Genomic DNA, 18237 nt, shown 5'->3' with positions numbered 1-18237 from the left:
CTACAATCCTCAAAAAAAACGACAATCTCGTAGCGACGCACCTTACAAATCCTTTAAATAACCAATCGAATGTTCATCATAGTTATTATGAAAGCACCCAACAAATACTCACAAACTCTAAAAAACTTTGGCGAAACAGACTACAATCCAGTCCCGCCAAAGCGCTCAAAACGAGTAATCATGCGCGCTCAGTTCAAAGGGCGTAAAAAACCTATGATGTATATTTGTGATCGAGAAGAATCGCACAGATTTCTAGATGCAGATAAATGAATCAACTCTCAGACAAGGTGATTACTTGTAAACAAAAATTTTACTTTAAACTCTGGGTTTCTGCCTCCTGGCTTTTAACACGGTGGTTGTCATCATGCGGCAATTCATCTACTTTACTCGCATTGATTGCCACTGCGGAGGTAGAAAAACCATTTTTGGCATGACTTTGAGATGCTGCTAGTGCTGGAAATTTGCGCCGTTTTCCCAAAAATACCCCGGCTGTGAAAGTCAAGGATGCGATCGCAATTCCTCCCCCAACTCCCGCCCACAATAAAGACACAGGCAAATTATTAAAGTTAACCTCTGTTACCTTAGGACTTACCTCTTTCTTTTCCTCGCTTGTTGATGGCTTACTACCGCCTCGCAGAGATTGTGCGTAAAGTTGAGGCGCCCGCTGGGTTACAATCAAATCTCCATCGAATAAACCGCTCTTAATTTCTACTAAATCCCCCGCAGTTTGACCGACTTCAATGTCAACCGCTTGATAAGCATCGCCATTTTGGACGTAAACGGTTTTTTTACCGCTAACATCTACTACCGCTGTAATCGGAATTGCTAAAACATTAGTAACATTTTTGTTAGTTAAAATTTCCAACTCAGCAAACAATCCCGGCTTTAACTCGCCGTTACTATTATCTAATTCTGCTTTCACTGGGATAACTCGCGTTTCTCCTTGCACGGATGAGCCAATTAAGGTGATTTTTCCCTTGAAAATACGATCGCCCAAATTAGCAACTTTCACCCTGACTTCCTGGCCCTGTTTTACCTGATTCAAGTCTTTTTCGTAGATGTTGGCGGTGGCAAAAACCCGGCTGTCATTTAAGACGCTCATCAACGGTTTTTCAGCGCTTACAGACTCTCCTGGGGTGATGGCGCGATCGGCAATCGTACCAGAAATCGGAGCAATTACGGTGACAAGTCCTCGATCGTTCGCAACAGTGCCTAATTGTTGCAGCCGCGCTTGATAGGCTGCGTCGGCTAAGCGAATGCGCGACTGAGCGACTGCGACGGCAGTTTTGGCGCGTTTGACCTGATTCTCGGCTTCCAGCACTTCCCGGCGGCTCTGAGCCTTGGTGAGTTGAGCTTTTGCCTCGGCTACCTTGCTTTGGGAATCGCGCAATTCCCGCACCGGCAGATCTACTTCGGCTTGTTTAATTTCGGTTTCGGCTTTAATAACTTCGGGACGGCTTTTTGCCTTGGCAACATTGGCTTTAGCTTCGGCGAAGTGAGATTGCGACTCTAGCATTGTACGCCGCGCGATCGCCCCTGACGCAACTAACTCGCGATCGCGATCGAACTGTTCCTTAGCCACAGTCAGTTCAGTTTCCGCCCGCGCTATCTCTGCTTGCGCTATTTCAATCTGACGTTGATAATTTTCCTTAGCAACTTTGACAACAGAACGCTGATTGACTAATTCTTGCTCTCGCTTGTACTGTTGAGTTGTTGCTGCTAATTGAGTTTGGGCTTGTATTATTTCTGCTTCAGAGATTTGAATTTGGCGATCGTAATTTTCTCGTGCTAGTTTCAAATCGCCTTGTGCTTGCTGCAAATCTGCCTCAGCTTCCGCTCGTTTCGAGAGAGATTCAACGCGCAACTGTCCTAATTCTGAACTCGACAAAACCGCAACCGGTTGACCTTTTGATACCTTGTCTCCAGGCTTAACTAACAACTCTACCACTTTGCCAGCTACCGAAGCCGTTACTTCTACCTTTTGGTTTGGCAAAGTTTCAATTTGTCCTGTGGTTTTGATGCCGATATCTAGTCGCTGTCGGGTAGCCGGAGAGACTTTAATTCCCAACCGTTTTGCTGTTTCGGCATCTACAGAAATAGCAGCAGGAGTTTGAGTTGTTTCGCCGCTTTGGTGAAATTCATTTCCGTGTCCCGCGTGGGCGAAAACTGCGGTAGGAGAATTTAGCAAAATTAGGCTTAACAAAGTTATTGAAAAGCTGCTAATAATTGCCGGAGATTGAGAATATTTGTGAAATATCATCGTTGGCATTTTCCAGGAAATGAGGTTGAGTGCCACAGGCTTAGCGGTTGGTATTTTGCCAAAAGAAGTAAGTCAACCGAATTAACCGGAGCTACTTATTAGCATTTTTCAAGAAACGACTGCTAAGCAATGACCAAGAGCTAAAATTTATCTCCTCAACCTAGTCTTTCACTGCCAAATGAAATTAGGATGAAATTTCGGCTCAGCAGCCCAGATACCCTCCAGATTCTAAAATCCGAAGATAAGTTTTACCTAATCCCAAGGAATTGCGCTGTAGATTTTTTGCTCGTTTCTCAAGTTCTTTCGCTTCAAGTTTCTTTGTTAAAATGCTCATGAACTCGTCCCCGGCTGCCTTTGATTTATGAGTTGTGTTTGATTCCAAGCTGTTCAAGATCATTGACTACCCCTGTATATAGCTTTGTAGTGATTCTCATACTTTAGAGGTAGCGCTGCTGAATTGTCTACAGTATTTTTACGTAAAAAATGAAATGATGTGAATTCAGACAACTTCTGACAGCCCTGTTCGAGCTATATTAATGTTATACGAAGGTTGTTACCACTTTTTTATTAGCTAGATTTCAGGCTTTTGTGAAGCAATTATTTCCTGAACAATTGACACCCTGTGATTCCTATCACTTGTTTTGTGTTGTGGCTTGGTGTCACATATTGCTTGGTGGAGCTAAATTACTGCTTGTACTAAGCTTGGTGCCACTCTTTCCTTTGCTCAATTTCTGCTTGTTCCGAATTCAAAATTTATTGATCTAATTTCTTTGTTTCCGGCTGTTTCGACTTTTTGAAAGTATCTTCAGCCATCAATAAAGTGGGTGCATCTGGTTTTTGAAGAGGGCGAAGCATGACCGGATATAAGTTATTAGTTATAATCCCATATTGATTGCGGTCATGCTTCGCCCCTACAGATATATTTGCTTGCATTGAGATGCACTCAATAAAGCTTCTTCGCGGTGGAGAATAATCGCAGTTTTTCAGTATATAGTGGAGCGAGCGAAAGATGAAGTATTGACCAATCAATCCCTCAATCCCTCAATCCCTCAATCCCTCAATCCCTCAATCTAAAATCTAAAATCTAAACTTCTGCCTCATCTTTTTGATAAAGACTATACAAGGGGCGGGTTAAGCAAGCCAACTTCCAGACAACAGATAATTCCCGTACAAAACCCGCCCTCTTAAATTAGCCTCCCCAAACTTTCTTCAAAACCTCTTGAGGAGAAATGTCAGCCATTTTACCAGTAGGAGATTTAATTCCCAAAAAGCGATCGCTCTTGGGCAGCAATTTTGCAGGTTCAGTCGGGCCGAACAAAGCTATTGTATAAGTTTGAACCGCCACAGCTAAGTGCATCGGCGCACTGTCAGTACACATCATCAAATTAGCAGCAGCAATGGTGGCCGCCAACTTGCCGACATCATCCGGCGAGATAACTTTTACACTCGGACAGAGTTCGACTAACTTTTTCACGAAGGCTTCATCTTCGGGCCCTTTCACCACCACAACGGGTAAATTTGGCTGCCGCTGCTGGCAGTCTTTGATGATTTGCTGCCAGTTGTCTATTGGGTAAATTTTGTCAATACCTTTAGACAAAGCTAGCTGACTCGAACCGCCGTGAATTAGAATGTAACCGCTTTCTTTGATTCCCAACCGCTGCTGTTCGGCTTCCGCCCACTGAATATCCTGTTTTGGTACACTAATTGCGATCGCAGGACTTGGATTGTTAATGTTGAATCCTTGGAGCAAATCGTGGTACATTGAAGCCGCGTACTGGTCTGTTTTCAGAGGTACCGAATCGGTGAGAAATCGAGCGCCGTTGGTTCCAGAATACCCAACTCTCTGGGGAATGCCTGTCAGCCACAGCAGAAGTCCTACAGTCCACCGCTGGCCGAGAGAAACAACTGCTTCGTATTCGCGATCGCGAATTACGCCCAGTAAATTTCCCAAATCAGCCATCGCATTGCGATCTTTGAAATTGTACGTCAAGACTTCTTTGACAGACTTGCAGACTCGGTAAGCGCCCTTCGCCCTCGGTTCCACGATGACATCAATCTGAGCCTCAGGATAAGACTGCTTGAGGTCATCAAGGGTAGGGAAAAATAAAATTTGGTCGCCAATCCCGCCTGGGACAAGTGCTAGTATTCGCATCATAAACGATCGGGCTATTATCTATCGAGGTAGCTCTCAGCGATCGGCTTTCAGCTATCAGCTTATAGTATTTTAAGACGTTAAAAGCTACTGGCTGACAGCAAAACAACTGACTGAAAATTACAGGACGCTTTTAATATATACCTAGTTGGGTGAAGAAGGGTTAGTTAATGCACTTATTAATTCCTGCGGCGGGTTCGGGGCGACGGATGGGTAGTCAGCGGAACAAACTGCTGCTGACTTTGCTGGAAAAACCTTTGCTGAGTTGGACTTTGGCCGCCGCTGAAGCTTCGCAGCAGATTAGCTGGATCGGCATTATGGGCCAGCCTGAAGATTTTCCTGATTTTAAGGCAATTCTGGGCGATTTAGCTTTGCTCAAGCCCGTGGAACTGATTCAAGGAGGGGCTACCAGGCAAGAGTCAGTTTACAACGGTTTGCAGGCCTTGCCGCCAAATGCCGATCGCGTGTTGATTCACGACGGCGCCAGGTGTTTAGCAACTCCTGAATTGTTCGATCGATCTTCAGCAGCTCTCTTAAGCTGTCCGGGCTTGATTGTCGCCGTCCCGGTCAAGGATACGATTAAGGTGGTGGATGAGTCTAGAATCGTGCGAGACACACCGGACAGAAGCCATTTGTGGGCTGCCCAGACTCCCCAAGGATTTGAAGTGAAATTGTTAAAGCAGTGTCACCAACAAGGGCGGGAGAAAGGTTGGGAAGTTACAGACGATGCAGCTTTGTTTGAAAAATGCGGTTTACCAGTGCAAATTGTGGAGGGGGAAGAGACAAATTTAAAAGTTACAACGCCCGTTGATTTAGCGCTAGCTGAATTTATTTTGCGGCAGAGAACAGATAAGAGTAAATAAAATTTGTTGACTATTTTTAAGAACGGGCTTTCCGGCCCGTTCCACAATCAATAATTTTATTAATTGTGGAACAGGCCGGAAAGCCTGTTCCTTCTGTTATCCTAGAAATATCATAGCTGGAAGTAAAAAAATATGATTTCTGTTGCGCCGATCGCACCACCGTTACTCCGAGGCGAACAGCGAGTGGTGTTTAGAGATATTACTTGGGAGGGTTATCAACAACTGCTCCAGATTTTGGGCGATAAACGAGCGGCTACATTGACATTCGATCGAGGGACTTTAGAAATTACCATGCCTTTAGAAGAACACGAATTTTCAGCACGCTTAATCGAGTTTTTGATTCGGATTTTGGTGAGAGAACTAGGTTTAAAGATAAAAACAATGGGTTCGACAACCCTCGATCGATCGGATCTAGAGCGCGGTGCAGAACCCGATAATGCCTATTACATCCAAAATCAGCCCCTCGTAGCCGGTCGTACAGTAGATTTAGCAACAGATCCGCCACCCGATTTAGTCGTAGAAATAGATATCACCCATACTGATATTAACAAGCCTGCTCTCTATGCCAGTATGGGAGTACCGGAGTTGTGGCGGTACGATGGTAGAGAATGGCGAATTTATAAGCTGGAGAATGATGAGTATTTGGAAGTATCTGTTAGCCCCACTTTTCCGATTCTCCCCAAGTCCAAGCTCTACGAATTTTTGGCGGCAGCACAGGTAGATGAGGTAGAAGCGGAGGTGAATTTACGCAACTGGGTGAGAGAGAGCACTGATGGTTGATTCATATTATTGGTTGTTCGTAATTATGGAGCTATATTTTTTTTTAACCGCAGAGGAACGCAGATAAACGCAGATAAAATCCCATCCGCGTTCATCCTTGTTCATTCGCTGATATCTGCGGTCAAAAAATCCAAATCTATGCAATAACCAATAACTTAGGTTTATCATGAAGGATTAATCGGAAAATCAGTATCATATTCAATCTCTGTCGCACTTTTAACTAAATCCAAAAACGCAAACACGGCCGGAATTAACAGCGCATCCTTCAAAACAGCCACTCCAATTACCCTTTCAAAAGCCGCTGGTAAACTGCAAACTTTTACCTCAGCAGGTATCGGTTCGGCCGCCAAACGCGGCATAATTGTAGCACCCAAACCGCCCATCACCATACTGACGATAGTTGAATCTTCGCTGAGTTCGTAAGCGATATTTAAGGGGAAATCCGAAGTTGCTAAATATTTGCGTAGCGGTATAGAACAAGCAGTTTCCGGCGGCTGCAAAATCAGCGGATGATTTGCTAATTCTTCCCAAGTAATTTTTCCACTTGATAATTTAGCAGTTGGTGGCAACAACACAACGTATTTATCCCGCAAAATTTCTCTACTTTCAAATTCATCTGAGATGGGAAGAGAAACAAAGCCGATGTCTGCTTTGCCCGATCGCAAAGCTTCCTCCACAGCCTGGGTATAATACACTTCGGTAATGCTGACAGCAATCTTGGGAAAGCGATCGCGAAATTGAGCAATAATACCCGGTAGGATATGAGTTGCGACGCTGCGAAACGTCACTATCCGCACCTGGCCTCCCTGCAAACCTTTCTCTAAATCCGCTTCTTTTACCATCATTTCTAACGATCGCACAATTTGACGCCCGTGAAGCACCACTCTTTCCCCCACCGGCGTCAGTTGAGCACCGTGTCGCCCCCGATGGAACAATTGCACACCCAATTCTGTTTCTAAAGAGGCGATGGCGTGGCTGACTGCGGATTGTGAAAGTTCCATTTGCAAAGCCGCTTCGCTAAAGTTTTCACAGTCGGCTACTGCTATCAAAGCCTGAATCTGGGAGAGTTTCATCCGCCGTGTGTTGATGTCATTCATAGCGTTTCCTAGAAGGAAGAGTTGACAGTTGACAGTTGACAGTTGACAGTTGACAGTTGACAGAGGGAAGAAGGAAAAAAGAAGCATCTCAGTTGTGCATTTACAGTGTTCCGCTCAAAAAAGGTTCGTAGTACGGACTTTAGTCCGCTCTTTAAAAAATGCTTCTTGAAAAACTGAGATGCTCCCAGGAAAAAGGACTCGAAGGCAAGGTTTTCAGCAATTAATAACGTCCTACTAACTGTCGGGTGCGGTTGATATATTTATCTATCGATTTTATTCATACAACCTATGCAAGTAATGATTTGATTGTTGTTTTGCCCAGAGCTAGGGTGGATATATTAGCTAAAAGATTTAATTGTACAGGAGTTGCAGAGCTATCAAAAGTGCTGTAATTGCGAGCAAGTTATTGCTTCCTTTTAGCTGCGATTTTTGATTGTGCAATTTTTGTTTAATTAAGAATTTGAAGGTGTTTGTTATGTCAACTTACGAAAAAGTGCGGTATCCCGAAAAAACAAGCGTTGTTTCGATTAACGAGCGAGCTAAATATGCCAAAAAGCCAAAAAGCCGATCGCTCTTTTCAGCTATCAATCAACTTTGGCAAGGTTTGCTCACCGCCGCTGCTGGCGAAAACGAGGTCAGAATTTGGCAAACCTGCGATCGCAATGGTAACACTTGCTGGCACGGTTGCGATCGCGCGACTGGTCGCTCTAAGAGCGCGGCGACAGATGACGAAATACGCGCTTGGATCGATCGGCGTTATTGCCAATAGTAGATTATTGCTTGTGTGGGGGAGTTTCGATTGTTTGCGAGCAGCCAAGATTTTGATAAACCAGCCCGCCAGAAAATTCGGGGAAATTGTTGATTTTGGATAATTAATTCCAAAGGAGATGCTATGCTTCAAAGATATTCCGAATGTGCAGCGCCAGATCGCATAATCCTCATGAAAAACGAGGTGTATAGGTTGCCTCAAAATCATCGAGAAGTTCAAGTCTTGTCAGGAATTGCTTGGATTACAGTTGACAAACAGGACATCATCTTGCACAGTCCAGAAAAAATATCGCTTCCACCGAGCAAAAACTTTGCTGTCATCTCCGCTCTCAACTATATGCCGCTGATTATGGCAGTCTGTTCAACAGTTGACAGTTGACAGTTGACAGTTGACAGTTTGAGAGCTACCTCTACCCTTAAGTCCGAGTATTGGAGTAATGAATAGTCTGATTTTAATTTCTCCCGATCGGGCGGGCTTTCAACCAATTCTTTATGGTAAGACATAAGCCAAGCCAAGCCATTTTCGATTTTGGATTGAAGAAGTGGAATTGACTGCTTGTGCATGAGTTTGCAACTTGGTTAAAGTTGCATTCTTTGTTGAAACTGGTATCAGAGGCTAGCGACACAGAAAAAAACTTGGCAGAAACACCCCAAAGAGGTCTATCTTATTTATAAATGGGCTTTTGGAGGACTCGATCGGTGTATTGCCACTCTTACCGCTTCAGCTATCTCGCAGCTATAAGTATTGTGGTATCGCCCGCACTCAGCTTGCTGGAAATTTCAGACGCTCGGGCATTTGCCCCTATTATAAATGCCAGGCCAGCTCGATCGGGCGATTCCCTACGGGATAGCTTCGCCCCGCGTGCCCAAGCAACAGATCCCAAAACGGAAGCAGACAAACTCTTTGAAACAGGAGTCAAACAGCACCGTGAGGGTTTGTTTCGAGAAGCAATCCAGACTTTTGAGCAAGTTTTGGCAATTCGCAAGCAACTAGCCGACAAACCGGGAATCGGAGAAACCCTCAACAATATCGGGGAAGTTTACACCGAAATGGGTTCGCAGTCCAAAGCTTTGGAAGTTTTGCGACAAGCTTTAGCCATTCACCGAGAAATCGGCGAAGGGCCCCGCATTGCCCACACTCTCAATCTCATCGGTTTCGTCAACCGACTTGCGGACAATTTTGACGAAGCGATGAAACTGCACCAAGAAGCTTTGGAACTTGCAAAAATTGCCAACGACCAAATTCAAATAGCAGAATCTTTTCACAACATCGCGGCAGTGTACGCAGAGCAGGTAAATTACGCAAAGGCGATCGAATTTTACCAGCAAGCGCGGACGATTCGCACCACAGAGGGCGATCGGCGCGATTTAGGCCGTACCCTCAATAACATGGGCGGCGTCTATTACAACATCGGCGACTTTAACAGAGCGATGGAATTTTACCATCAAGCCTTAGCAATTCGCCGGGAAATCGGAGACAGGGCTGGCGTCGCCCGCCTCCTCAACAACATGGCACTTACCTGTCGCAAACAAGGCAAAGATACTCAAGCGTTGATCTATTTTCAGCAAGCAATACCGATGTTTGAAGCTATCGGTGACAAGACAAGTATGGGACGCTTGTTTAACAATATGGGCGCGATTTATGAAAGTCTCCGTCAATATCCTAAAGCTCTCAACTCCTACGAGCGAGCTTTGAAAATTGCCCGCGATGGCGGCGATAAAGCTGGAGAAACTACGGCGATGGAAGGCATTAAACGATTGTCGTCCGGGCAGTCTTTGCCACAATAATCGCAGGATCTAATTATCATATTTCTTGGTACGTAGTTGCGCTTAAGCGCTCTTTCTTAAGCGCTCTTTCTTGGATTATTCAAGAGCGCTTGCATCGCAACAACATACCTTTCTTGGTACGTAGTTGCGCTTAAGCGCTCTTTCTTGGATTATTAAACAGCGCTTGCATCGCAACAACATACCTTTTCAATCCTTAAGAATCTCCCGGTAACAAACCGGGAGACTTGAAAATTATAACCTAACCAACTAGCCCGATCGCCCTTTTCGTCAAAGCATCAGCCGTCAACCCATTAAACGCCATCAACTCACCAGCACTAGCAGTCGTTTCCCCCCGCTTCCAAGCGAAAGTATCGCGCGGACAATTGCTGCGAAGCATCACCGGCTCCAACATCCCAGAAGCACCGCCTGTCACGCCAATCAAGGCATCTCCACCAAACATTTCGGCAAATTTCTCATCGCTCAAAAAGCCACCGTCAGCTTCCGAACAAGTATTCCAAGCAACATCGCTGGAACGGTACAAACGGCGGGGATTCACAACAGAAACAATCCGCACTCCCAAGCCTTCTTTCTCCAATGATGCCGCCGCTTCAAACACCGGCGTTAAAGTCATATCGCCGACAACAGCAAACACAACTTTCTTATTTCCGGTTGTTTCGTGCAACACAATTCCACCATCTTCTAAACCTTGGCGAGTCTGTGCAAAAGTAGTACGAATTGGCAGCGGCGACTTGCTCGCAGTAATCACAACTCCCTTATTTCTGGCACTCAAAGCCCAATCGTAACAAGCTTGAATGCTGTTAGCATCCGGTGGAAACAAAGGAAACACATTTCCGTTACGCATCATCGCCGCAAAATAAGCCTCAATTTCCGGGCGTTGGTGCGTCCAACCGTTGCGGCCTTGCTCCAATGCACCCGCTGTAAATAAGGTGACAGTTGCCGGAGTTGCACGGCGCAATTCTGCCATTGCTTGCGTTACAGTTTGCCAAATTGGTAAACCGTTGATGGCAAAAGATTCGTAGGAACACCACAAACTCCGCGCTCCAAATAGCGACAATCCTACTGCCAAACCCGCGCAAGCATCTTCGCTCAAAGGTTCGTAAACTTGACCGTTGGGCGATTGATTGTACAAATCATCCGTCGTCGGGTGAATGATTTTGAGAGCTTGGTTGATGTTGGCAATTGCCGATGCTTCGTTGCCGTCTGCATTGGTGACAAGAAAAGTGCGATCGCGCTCGCCGACAGTTCCCACCAAACGTCCCATTGCAGTTGTCGAAATCTTCGCTTCTCCACCAACCGCAAATTCTTCTAAAGGCAACTCGCCCAAATCTGCCAGCGGCAATGTAAACTCAGTAACAACGGTTTTCGCAGCAGGCCCGCCGCCCGCGCGCTCGCAATTTGTCCGCACCAACTGCCATGCCTCAGCAGTCAAAGCCCGCTGTTTTAAGGCGCTGACAATGTGCGGAGCATCCAGCGTATCTTTCGGATAAAGGTTGTGAGATTTTGCACCCAATGCGTGTACGCCTGCACCTTTTAACTGTTTGATAATAAACACAGTTAATTTGCCGCCGAGAGCAGATTTGGCTGCTTTGTCAACTCCTTCTAAAACAGCTTTGGTAAATGCCATCCGCTGTTCGAGGGAAAAAGCCGTGCTGTCAACATAAGCTTCCGGTTGATTTTTGTCATCAAATTCCTTAGCGTCAACTAAGATGACTTCTTTAAAACCGTTTCCTTGCCAATAAGCAATCATTTCAGCATTGGTTTTAGTCGAAACCATACTGTGATGTTCTTGGGAATATCCGTTCCAAACTAACACTGGCAAAAAGTTAGTAGCTTTCGGATAAGCTGTGTGAAAATGTCCCATGCTGCTCATCGGATAGGGTTCGCCCATCCCACCGTCGCCCATTGTGAAAGCAAACAGTTTGTCGGGGTGCAAAAGTGCGCCCGCCATTGCAAAATGCTGTCCTTGTCCGAGGGGGCCTGCTGGTGCTAAAAGGCCGGGAATGAAGCCGGAAAGATGTCCTAATAAACCGTCTTTTTCGCGGAATTTATCGCGCGCTTCCTGCACTTTGACAATTCCCATGTCTTCTAAAGATCGATCGAGAAACATGGCACTATAAAATCCTGGCGCGTGGTGCCCGACTTCGGTGACAATGTTCTTGTGTCCCAACATCACCAACGCAGCGTAGGCCTCAGCTTGGCTGGCAAAACCCCCCGGATGTCCCGATGCCTTGCTGGCTGTGATTTGCAGCGTTAAGTAGCGCAGGGCGTCTGCTCCGAGCATCGTTTGAAAGACGGCGGCTGGATCTGCTGGATCGGCGATCGAATTGCTTCCTTGGGCGATCGCAGGTGTTTTCCCGTAAGTCTCAAAACCCGGCACATTCTCCGAGAAATACTGGATTCCTTCACAAAAACTAGGAATTGCTGACGTTGCCTTCGGCGTAGTTGCAGTCATGCTTCTTTATACCTGAAAAATTTGACTTGGATTAAGTAACAGTAATTTTATAGCTTTTGTGTTGCAAAAAATCATCACTTCTGCTATGTCGAATCATAAATCTGTCAAATATCTCAAATTTTTATAGCAATCCCCAAAACGGTGACAACTTTGTTGATTGCTGAAACCATTAATTTTATTCCCTCTTCCTTCTTCCGTCTTCCTTCTTTTTACCTTGAGCGAAGCCGAAAGGCTATCTGCTTTTTTTACTCTGAGCGCAACCTTTCTATCGCGTCCGATCGATTGACTCCAATAAGTAAGGTTTGTAGTGCGGACTTCAGTCCGCAGCATAAAGCGGACTGAAGTCCGCACTACAAACTGTTTCTTTAGGGTTCGGCAATATCTACATCTAGTCGTTCCCCAAGATTAATATAAATCGGAGCGCCGCTTTCAAAAAGAGACGGTCTAGCCTTTTGATTCGCCAGCCAAACGAAGAAAGTGCTAAGTGCAGGAGCTGGATCTTGATCGCGACGCAACGTGTAGATCAAACCTTCGCAGGGCCCGTTAATCCGGCTGCTCGTGCAAATCGCTTTTTGATTGTTTACCAGACCGACAGTGACATAATTAAGCTGTTTGTTGCGGTTATAATTATCTAGGCGTTGAGTCACTTGTTGACAGCGAGTCAGAGGATCGTAGCCAGCACTAGAAAAGAAATTAGAATTCCAGCGAATCCAAGGCTCTCTAAACCCTTGGGGATTTTGATATACAGTCACTGGTTCTCCTGTTGAGGTATCGCACACAAATCCCCCCCGCTGGAGATTCGGTTGAGTTTGGGGAGAGCTGCGGTTGATGGCAATATTGCTGAGAATATCAAACCCGTTAGGCTTGGTTTGCGATCGCAACGCCGTAAAAGCATCGATCGGGATTGCAGCATTCAACCCAGTTTTAATTTCCTCAGTCTGACCGTTCCACTGGCTCTGCACCGTACCAACAGTATCACCCTGGCCGTGAATTCCCACAACCCTGCCATCAGCATCAAATACAGGCCCGCCACTCATCCCACGCCTTGTCACAGCTTGATAGCGCAATCCGTACCCGGATGATGCGCGACCGACGCGAGAAGAGATAATACCAGCAGTAAATTCGAGTTTTCTTTCAGATCCAGAGGCGACTGGTAGCGGATAGCCAGCAACGTAAATAGTAGAACCGACAACAGCACGTTGCGATTCACCGATCGGCGCTACTGGATACCGATCTCGGCTCTGAAACTGGATCAAAGCTAAGTCTATATCGCGATCGTTTTTCGGGAGTCGCTGTATTCTGATTGCTGTATAGCTTTTTTCCGAATGAGTGCGAATGCTGTATTCTTGGGCGAGACTTGCCACTACGTGATTCGCCGTCAGAACAGTGTAAATATTCCCCTGTTTAGCAATAATTACTCCTGAGCCACCAGCCGCAAAACCCAGCGTGTTGTTCACTTCTACAGTTGTGAACATCGCTACCTCTGCAATTTCTTGGGCTGTTTTAGCACAAGCAGCATATTGTGGGCCGACAATTGCTGCCGCCGTTACTGCACCGGTCAAAATGACTGTCAGCGCATCAAACCGCAAACCCCACGAATTCATCGCTAACTCTCCACATGAGACGAGACGAACTGCAAATATGTACTGATAGGAATTCCCCAACTAGATTTAACCATCTTTTCCAATAATTCCGGCGTCGGTTCACTTCCATCTTCAAAAGCATAGACGCCAAAACCGGGATCTCGATACTTACCTCGACCGTTAATCCCAACCAAGAAACCTTTGGCATTAAAAATCGGGCCGCCGCTCATGCCAATTTTAACCTCATTTGTATAGCCCAAGCTATAGCCTTCAGGTAAAGATTTTGGCAGCAGCAGTTCTACGAACCCCTGCGCTACGGCCAACGCCCCAGTCTCCGCAGGGAATCCGGCCGCCAGCAGCGGCTCTCCCACCGCTGGCTGCTGCGCGCCAATCGGCGCTACTTTATACTCGATCGCGCTGCGAAATTTAGCGATCGCCAGATCCGTATCGCCCAGTCGCTGCGGAACTCCCAACAGTTGGTGGATCTGGCCGTCGCTCGTGATAATTGTGCGATCGCCCTTGTCGAAAGCCACAACGTGCCAGCTAGTCAACACAGTATACGTTTGTCCCTGGCGCTGGACGATCGCCCCAGAACCCGAGGATTTCGAGGTCTTGATGCGTATCGTCGCCTGTCGCGCCAAGTTTTCCACGTCACCCCCGGGAATTGGCAATGAGATTGGCAATTTTCCAGTCTTTACCGCAGTTCCGAGGGCCCAGAAAAAGGGGGCAGTTGCGCCCGATCGCCCATATTTTCCCCTAGTTTTTCCCCTAGCTTTTCTCTCACATCAATGTAAGGAATTTGGCTGCTTTCCTCCGTAGAGGGCATCCCCACCTGTCCTTGACGCCAAGCTAACAAATTATACAAAGAGCCGATCGGGTCTTGGCCCGGCCGCAGGGTATAAATCAAATTTTGGCACACACCATTGACTTGATTCGCCGTGCAGATGACATTTTGGCCGTTCATCTGACCAACGGTAATGTACCTCAGCATTCGGTTGCGGCGATAGCTTTCGAGGCGTTGGCTGACCAATTGACACCGAGTTGCCGGATCGTAGCCCGAACCGGAAAAATAATCAGAAGTCCACTCAATCCAAGGCTCTACTGCACCTTGAGGGTTTTGGTACAGCGTCACCGGCGCACCTGTCGAGGTGCTGCACCAAAATCCGCTTTCCCCCACTGTCGGCCGGGCATAACTTGGCGCAGAAGCCACTGTCAGAGCGCACAGGGCGATCGCTGCTGTCGCCAAAACTTTTGTTAATTGCTGTTCGATCATGTTTTCGCTCGATTTTTAGTAAATTTGTTACAAAAAGCACCTGATTCTGCGATAATAATCTTGATACGCAAGTTAATTAGAGATCCAAATCACAGCAAATTTCAGCTCGATCGACTGCACATCAGAAACTCGGAATCATGGCCGACACTCACAGGTGCAGCCTTACGGAAACCAGTTTTTTTTGTACTTCAGTTTGCTGAAATCTTCTGTATGTTGTTCGCTACTTGTACATTCCTTATCGCGGTGCTTTCGGCGCGGTTGTTGAACCATGCCACAATACGTGGCCAACTCTAAATTCTGTCGTCATTACTACTATCAAACTCAAGCTTTCGCCAACCGGAAAGAGGCTGTTACCTCAGACCTTGGGATAGCTAAATTTGCATGGGGTACATCACACCACTGACAAGGTATTTGATCTAACTTGCGATTTAAATCGCGAGGTCGATCTGCGGAGATACGGAGATGGCAGGGTTGCACCAATGAGGGGAGATACCCCCTCTTGTCTTATTTAACACTAAAACAAAGGTATTAGCAAGCAACATTTCGGACATTTTTGATTGCCGACCGTAGAATAAGGGTTTCATGGCGATCCTCTGCGAGGGCTACGCTAACGAGGCACACGATACGCTTTCGGGTAAATCAAGGGTTTCAGGCTGCGATCTAAAAACTGTCCGGACTATTAAACAATAACTCTGAACTTATTTTCGTCTTCATACTGCGGAAATACTTCTAAGTGAGTGTAATTAGGGATTAAGTGCTTGCTACCACCAAAATTCTGCCCGACCTACACTGACGTTTAGTTGAGTATTAAAAAGTTATGAACCTTATCTGCAAACAGTTCGGGTATTTAGCGACTGGATTAATTTTGATCGGGGGTAGCAGTTGTTCTAGCTACGATGCAGCAGCTAAATCAGCCGAAAACCAGAGCCAACCCTCAGCAAGAACCCGTCAGTTCCCGCACCTACAGCTAACCGGCAATCAACTTGATAGTCGATCGGCCCCACCGGAGCCCTCTAACTCTGTTAGCTCGGTTTTACCGAGTACCAAAGTACCAGAAAGCACAGCTACAGTTACGGTTTATGAGGTAGACAATCTTTGTCAAAGTCTGAAGCCAGCAACAGTTACAGGCCCAGATAACCAGTTAATGTCATCGGCCGTTAATGAAGTATTAAAGCAGGAGATTTTCGCTAGTCTGGGTTTAGTTGGTTATCGGCTTAAAATCGATCGCGACCTCGGCATCGCTACCGTAGATTTACGGGCCTCAGGGAATTCGCGCCAGAAATTGCAAAATCTGTCAAGCTGTCAGATGTTAGGTTTGTTCGGAGGCGTGCGCCAAACCCTAACCAGTTATGCTCCTTGGCAAATTAAAACAGTCCGTTTTACAGAGCTCGGACAGGACATTGTGAGTACCGTTCGAGAATAATCTCTTAAAATTATGGGAGAGCGTACAACCCGCTTTCTGCGGGATTCCTATGGATGTTACCCGCGTCCTCTAACAGCGCCATAATTTTTATGACCCTACCTGACGGTCCCAAAACCCCCCGCTTCTTGCAGCTAATTCAATGGATTGGCGATCCGCTGACATACATGGACGGCAACGCCAAAAAGTACGGGGAGATTTTCACGACTCGATGGGGCAACCTTGAACCCTTCGTGATGATCCACAGCCCGCAAGCGATCCAGGAAATGCTCAACAGCAAGGCGCTTGATGCTCCAGGCGATATCAACGGTATTCTCAAACCAGTCCTGGGGGAACAATCGATGATTGTAATCTCCGGAGAAAAGCACAAACGGCAACGTCAATTATTGATGCCACCCTTTCACGGGGAACGGATGCGAAACTACGGCCAGCAAATTTGCGATATTACCCAAGATGTTGCTAGCAAGTGGAAGGTCGATCGACCTTTTGTCGCCCGCACAGCCATGCAGGAAATCACCATGCGGGTAATTTTGCAAGTAGTCTTCGGACTGAATGAAGGGCCGCGGTTGCAGCAACTTTCCCCGCTGCTGGCTTCAATTATCGATATGACCGGCTCTCCGGTGCGATCGAGTATCCTATTTCTGCCCTGGTTGCAGCAAGATTGGGGCCCTTGGAGTCCTTGGGGACGCATGAAACAGCAGCGCCAAAAAATTCACGAACTGATGGACGGCGAAATAGAAGAGCGCAAACAGCAACCAAATGCCGATCGTACCGACATTCTCAGCTTAATGATGGCCGCCCGCGACGAAAACGGCGAACCAATGACGAATGAAGAATTGCGCGACGAATTAATGACGCTGTTGTTTGCTGGCCACGAAACCACAGCAACAGCGCTAGCTTGGGCCTTTTACTGGATTCACAGTTTGCCCTCGGTACGCCAGAAACTGCTGCAAGAATTGGACAGTTTGGGCGAAAACCCCGACCCAATGGAGATTTCCCGCTTGCCTTACCTGAGTGCAGTTTGTCAAGAGACACTGCGAATTTACCCAGTGGGAATGCTGACATTTCCGCGAGTAGTGCGGGAACCCGTGGAACTAATGGGCCATCAACTCGAACCGGGTACGGTGGTTTTCGGCTCAATTTATTTAACCCACCGCCGGGAAGATTTGTATCCAGAACCGCTGCAATTCAAGCCTGAACGGTTTTTGGAGAGGCAATTCTCGCCTTACGAATATTTGCCCTTTGGGGGCGGTAGTCGCCGTTGTATCGGCTTAGCGCTGGCGCAGTTGGAAATGAAACTGGCGATCGCAACCATTTTGCGCGATTTCGACTTAACCTTAGCCGAGAAAAAGCCCGTACAAGCCAAACGCCGAGGGGTGACTTTAGGGCCGGCGGGCGGTGTGCGGATGGCCTTCCTGGGGCGACGGATGCGGCAGCAGATGCCTGAACCTGTTGCTACTGGGGTTTGAACTCGCAGCACCCAAGCGGGGGCGCAGCCATCGCACTTTTGCTCTTTGAATGCAAACAATTTAGGCCGATCGGGCGATCGACCCGCCTTTTTTATGTAGCGAGTGCTACATAAAAATAGCTAGAATCCTTAACCTGTAACCATCACCGCCCTCAAATTTCAAAATTCCAGTCTAAAATAGTAGAAGCCTTGCAAACATACCCAAAAAGTAAAAGTGGGTGATTGCAATAGTCCTCTTGATATCTAGAAGACTTGCCTGCCATACTTTAAAAACATATGCATACCCTGTTATTCAGCAAAGGTCGGAAGCGTGTTGGCAATGCCAGCAATCTT

At 46.7% G+C, this 18237-nt stretch carries 16 protein-coding genes; 7 read left to right on the top strand and 9 right to left on the bottom strand.

Annotated elements, in window-relative coordinates:
• Positions 1–310: 310 nt before the first annotated feature.
• The 3 genes from JGK11_RS20520 to JGK11_RS20510 form a co-directional block, all read right to left on the bottom strand.
• On the bottom strand, positions 311–2260 hold the full coding sequence (locus JGK11_RS20520) for an efflux RND transporter periplasmic adaptor subunit (RefSeq protein WP_293212651.1): 1950 nt from the start codon (positions 2258–2260) through the stop codon (positions 311–313).
• A 753-nt stretch (positions 2261–3013) separates the two neighbouring features.
• Entirely contained in the window at positions 3014–3193 is a 180-nt protein-coding gene (locus JGK11_RS20515; RefSeq protein ID WP_293181086.1) for a hypothetical protein, read from the bottom strand.
• A 256-nt stretch (positions 3194–3449) separates the two neighbouring features.
• Positions 3450–4412 carry a glycosyltransferase family 9 protein gene (locus JGK11_RS20510; RefSeq protein ID WP_293181175.1) on the bottom strand — a complete coding sequence of 321 codons (963 nt, stop codon included), beginning with the start codon at positions 4410–4412 and terminating at the stop codon, positions 3450–3452.
• A gap of 170 nt (positions 4413–4582) precedes the next feature.
• Here JGK11_RS20510 and ispD point away from each other — a divergent pair, with 170 nt between their 5' ends.
• The gene (gene ispD, locus JGK11_RS20505) at positions 4583–5275 is read left to right on the top strand and encodes a 2-C-methyl-D-erythritol 4-phosphate cytidylyltransferase (RefSeq protein WP_293181083.1); all 693 of its coding nucleotides are present in this window, start codon (positions 4583–4585) and stop codon (positions 5273–5275) included.
• Between the two features lie 132 nt (positions 5276–5407).
• On the top strand, positions 5408–6055 hold the full coding sequence (locus JGK11_RS20500) for a Uma2 family endonuclease (RefSeq protein WP_293181080.1): 648 nt from the start codon (positions 5408–5410) through the stop codon (positions 6053–6055).
• A gap of 164 nt (positions 6056–6219) precedes the next feature.
• Here JGK11_RS20500 and JGK11_RS20495 read toward each other — a convergent pair whose 3' ends face one another.
• Positions 6220–7152: a LysR family transcriptional regulator gene (locus JGK11_RS20495; protein ID WP_293181077.1), complete on the bottom strand. Its 933-nt coding sequence runs from the start codon at positions 7150–7152 to the stop codon at positions 6220–6222.
• 475 nt (positions 7153–7627) lie between these two features.
• Between JGK11_RS20495 and JGK11_RS20490 the strand changes: the two genes are divergently transcribed.
• The 3 genes from JGK11_RS20490 to JGK11_RS20480 all read left to right on the top strand — a co-directional run bounded on the left by JGK11_RS20490 (position 7628) and on the right by JGK11_RS20480 (position 9708).
• Entirely contained in the window at positions 7628–7921 is a 294-nt protein-coding gene (locus tag JGK11_RS20490; protein WP_293191035.1) for a hypothetical protein, read from the top strand.
• 123 nt (positions 7922–8044) lie between these two features.
• On the top strand, positions 8045–8299 hold the full coding sequence (locus JGK11_RS20485) for a hypothetical protein (RefSeq protein ID WP_293181071.1): 255 nt from the start codon (positions 8045–8047) through the stop codon (positions 8297–8299).
• Between the two features lie 320 nt (positions 8300–8619).
• Entirely contained in the window at positions 8620–9708 is a 1089-nt protein-coding gene (locus tag JGK11_RS20480) for a tetratricopeptide repeat protein (protein WP_293181068.1), read from the top strand.
• A gap of 238 nt (positions 9709–9946) precedes the next feature.
• On the opposite strand, the gene JGK11_RS20475 is transcribed toward JGK11_RS20480, so the two are convergent.
• From JGK11_RS20475 to JGK11_RS20455, 5 genes are all read right to left on the bottom strand, one after another.
• Entirely contained in the window at positions 9947–12160 is a 2214-nt protein-coding gene (locus tag JGK11_RS20475; RefSeq protein ID WP_293212631.1) for a phosphoketolase, read from the bottom strand.
• A 93-nt stretch (positions 12161–12253) separates the two neighbouring features.
• Positions 12254–12511, bottom strand: a complete 258-nt coding sequence (locus JGK11_RS20470; protein ID WP_293181062.1) for a hypothetical protein — start codon at positions 12509–12511, stop codon at positions 12254–12256.
• A 14-nt stretch (positions 12512–12525) separates the two neighbouring features.
• Complete coding sequence (locus JGK11_RS20465; RefSeq protein ID WP_293212629.1) at positions 12526–13764, bottom strand: COP23 domain-containing protein; 1239 nt, start codon at positions 13762–13764, stop codon at positions 12526–12528.
• 2 nt (positions 13765–13766) lie between these two features.
• Positions 13767–14426 carry a serine protease gene (locus JGK11_RS20460; protein WP_293203224.1) on the bottom strand — a complete coding sequence of 220 codons (660 nt, stop codon included), beginning with the start codon at positions 14424–14426 and terminating at the stop codon, positions 13767–13769.
• A gap of 11 nt (positions 14427–14437) precedes the next feature.
• Positions 14438–15016 carry a COP23 domain-containing protein gene (locus JGK11_RS20455; protein ID WP_293181053.1) on the bottom strand — a complete coding sequence of 193 codons (579 nt, stop codon included), beginning with the start codon at positions 15014–15016 and terminating at the stop codon, positions 14438–14440.
• Between the two features lie 817 nt (positions 15017–15833).
• On the opposite strand from JGK11_RS20455, the gene JGK11_RS20450 reads away from it, so the two are divergent.
• Positions 15834–16439, top strand: a complete 606-nt coding sequence (locus JGK11_RS20450) for a hypothetical protein (protein ID WP_293181050.1) — start codon at positions 15834–15836, stop codon at positions 16437–16439.
• A gap of 89 nt (positions 16440–16528) precedes the next feature.
• Positions 16529–17905 (top strand): cytochrome P450, encoded by a 1377-nt coding sequence (locus tag JGK11_RS20445; protein WP_293196836.1) that lies wholly within the window; start codon positions 16529–16531, stop codon positions 17903–17905.
• Positions 17906–18237 lie beyond the last annotated feature (332 nt).

The sequence above is a fragment of the Microcoleus sp. PH2017_34_RAT_O_A genome (assembly GCF_020737885.1).
Taxonomy (GTDB): domain Bacteria; phylum Cyanobacteriota; class Cyanobacteriia; order Cyanobacteriales; family Microcoleaceae; genus Microcoleus.
This window is presented reverse-complemented; position numbering and strand designations above follow the sequence as displayed.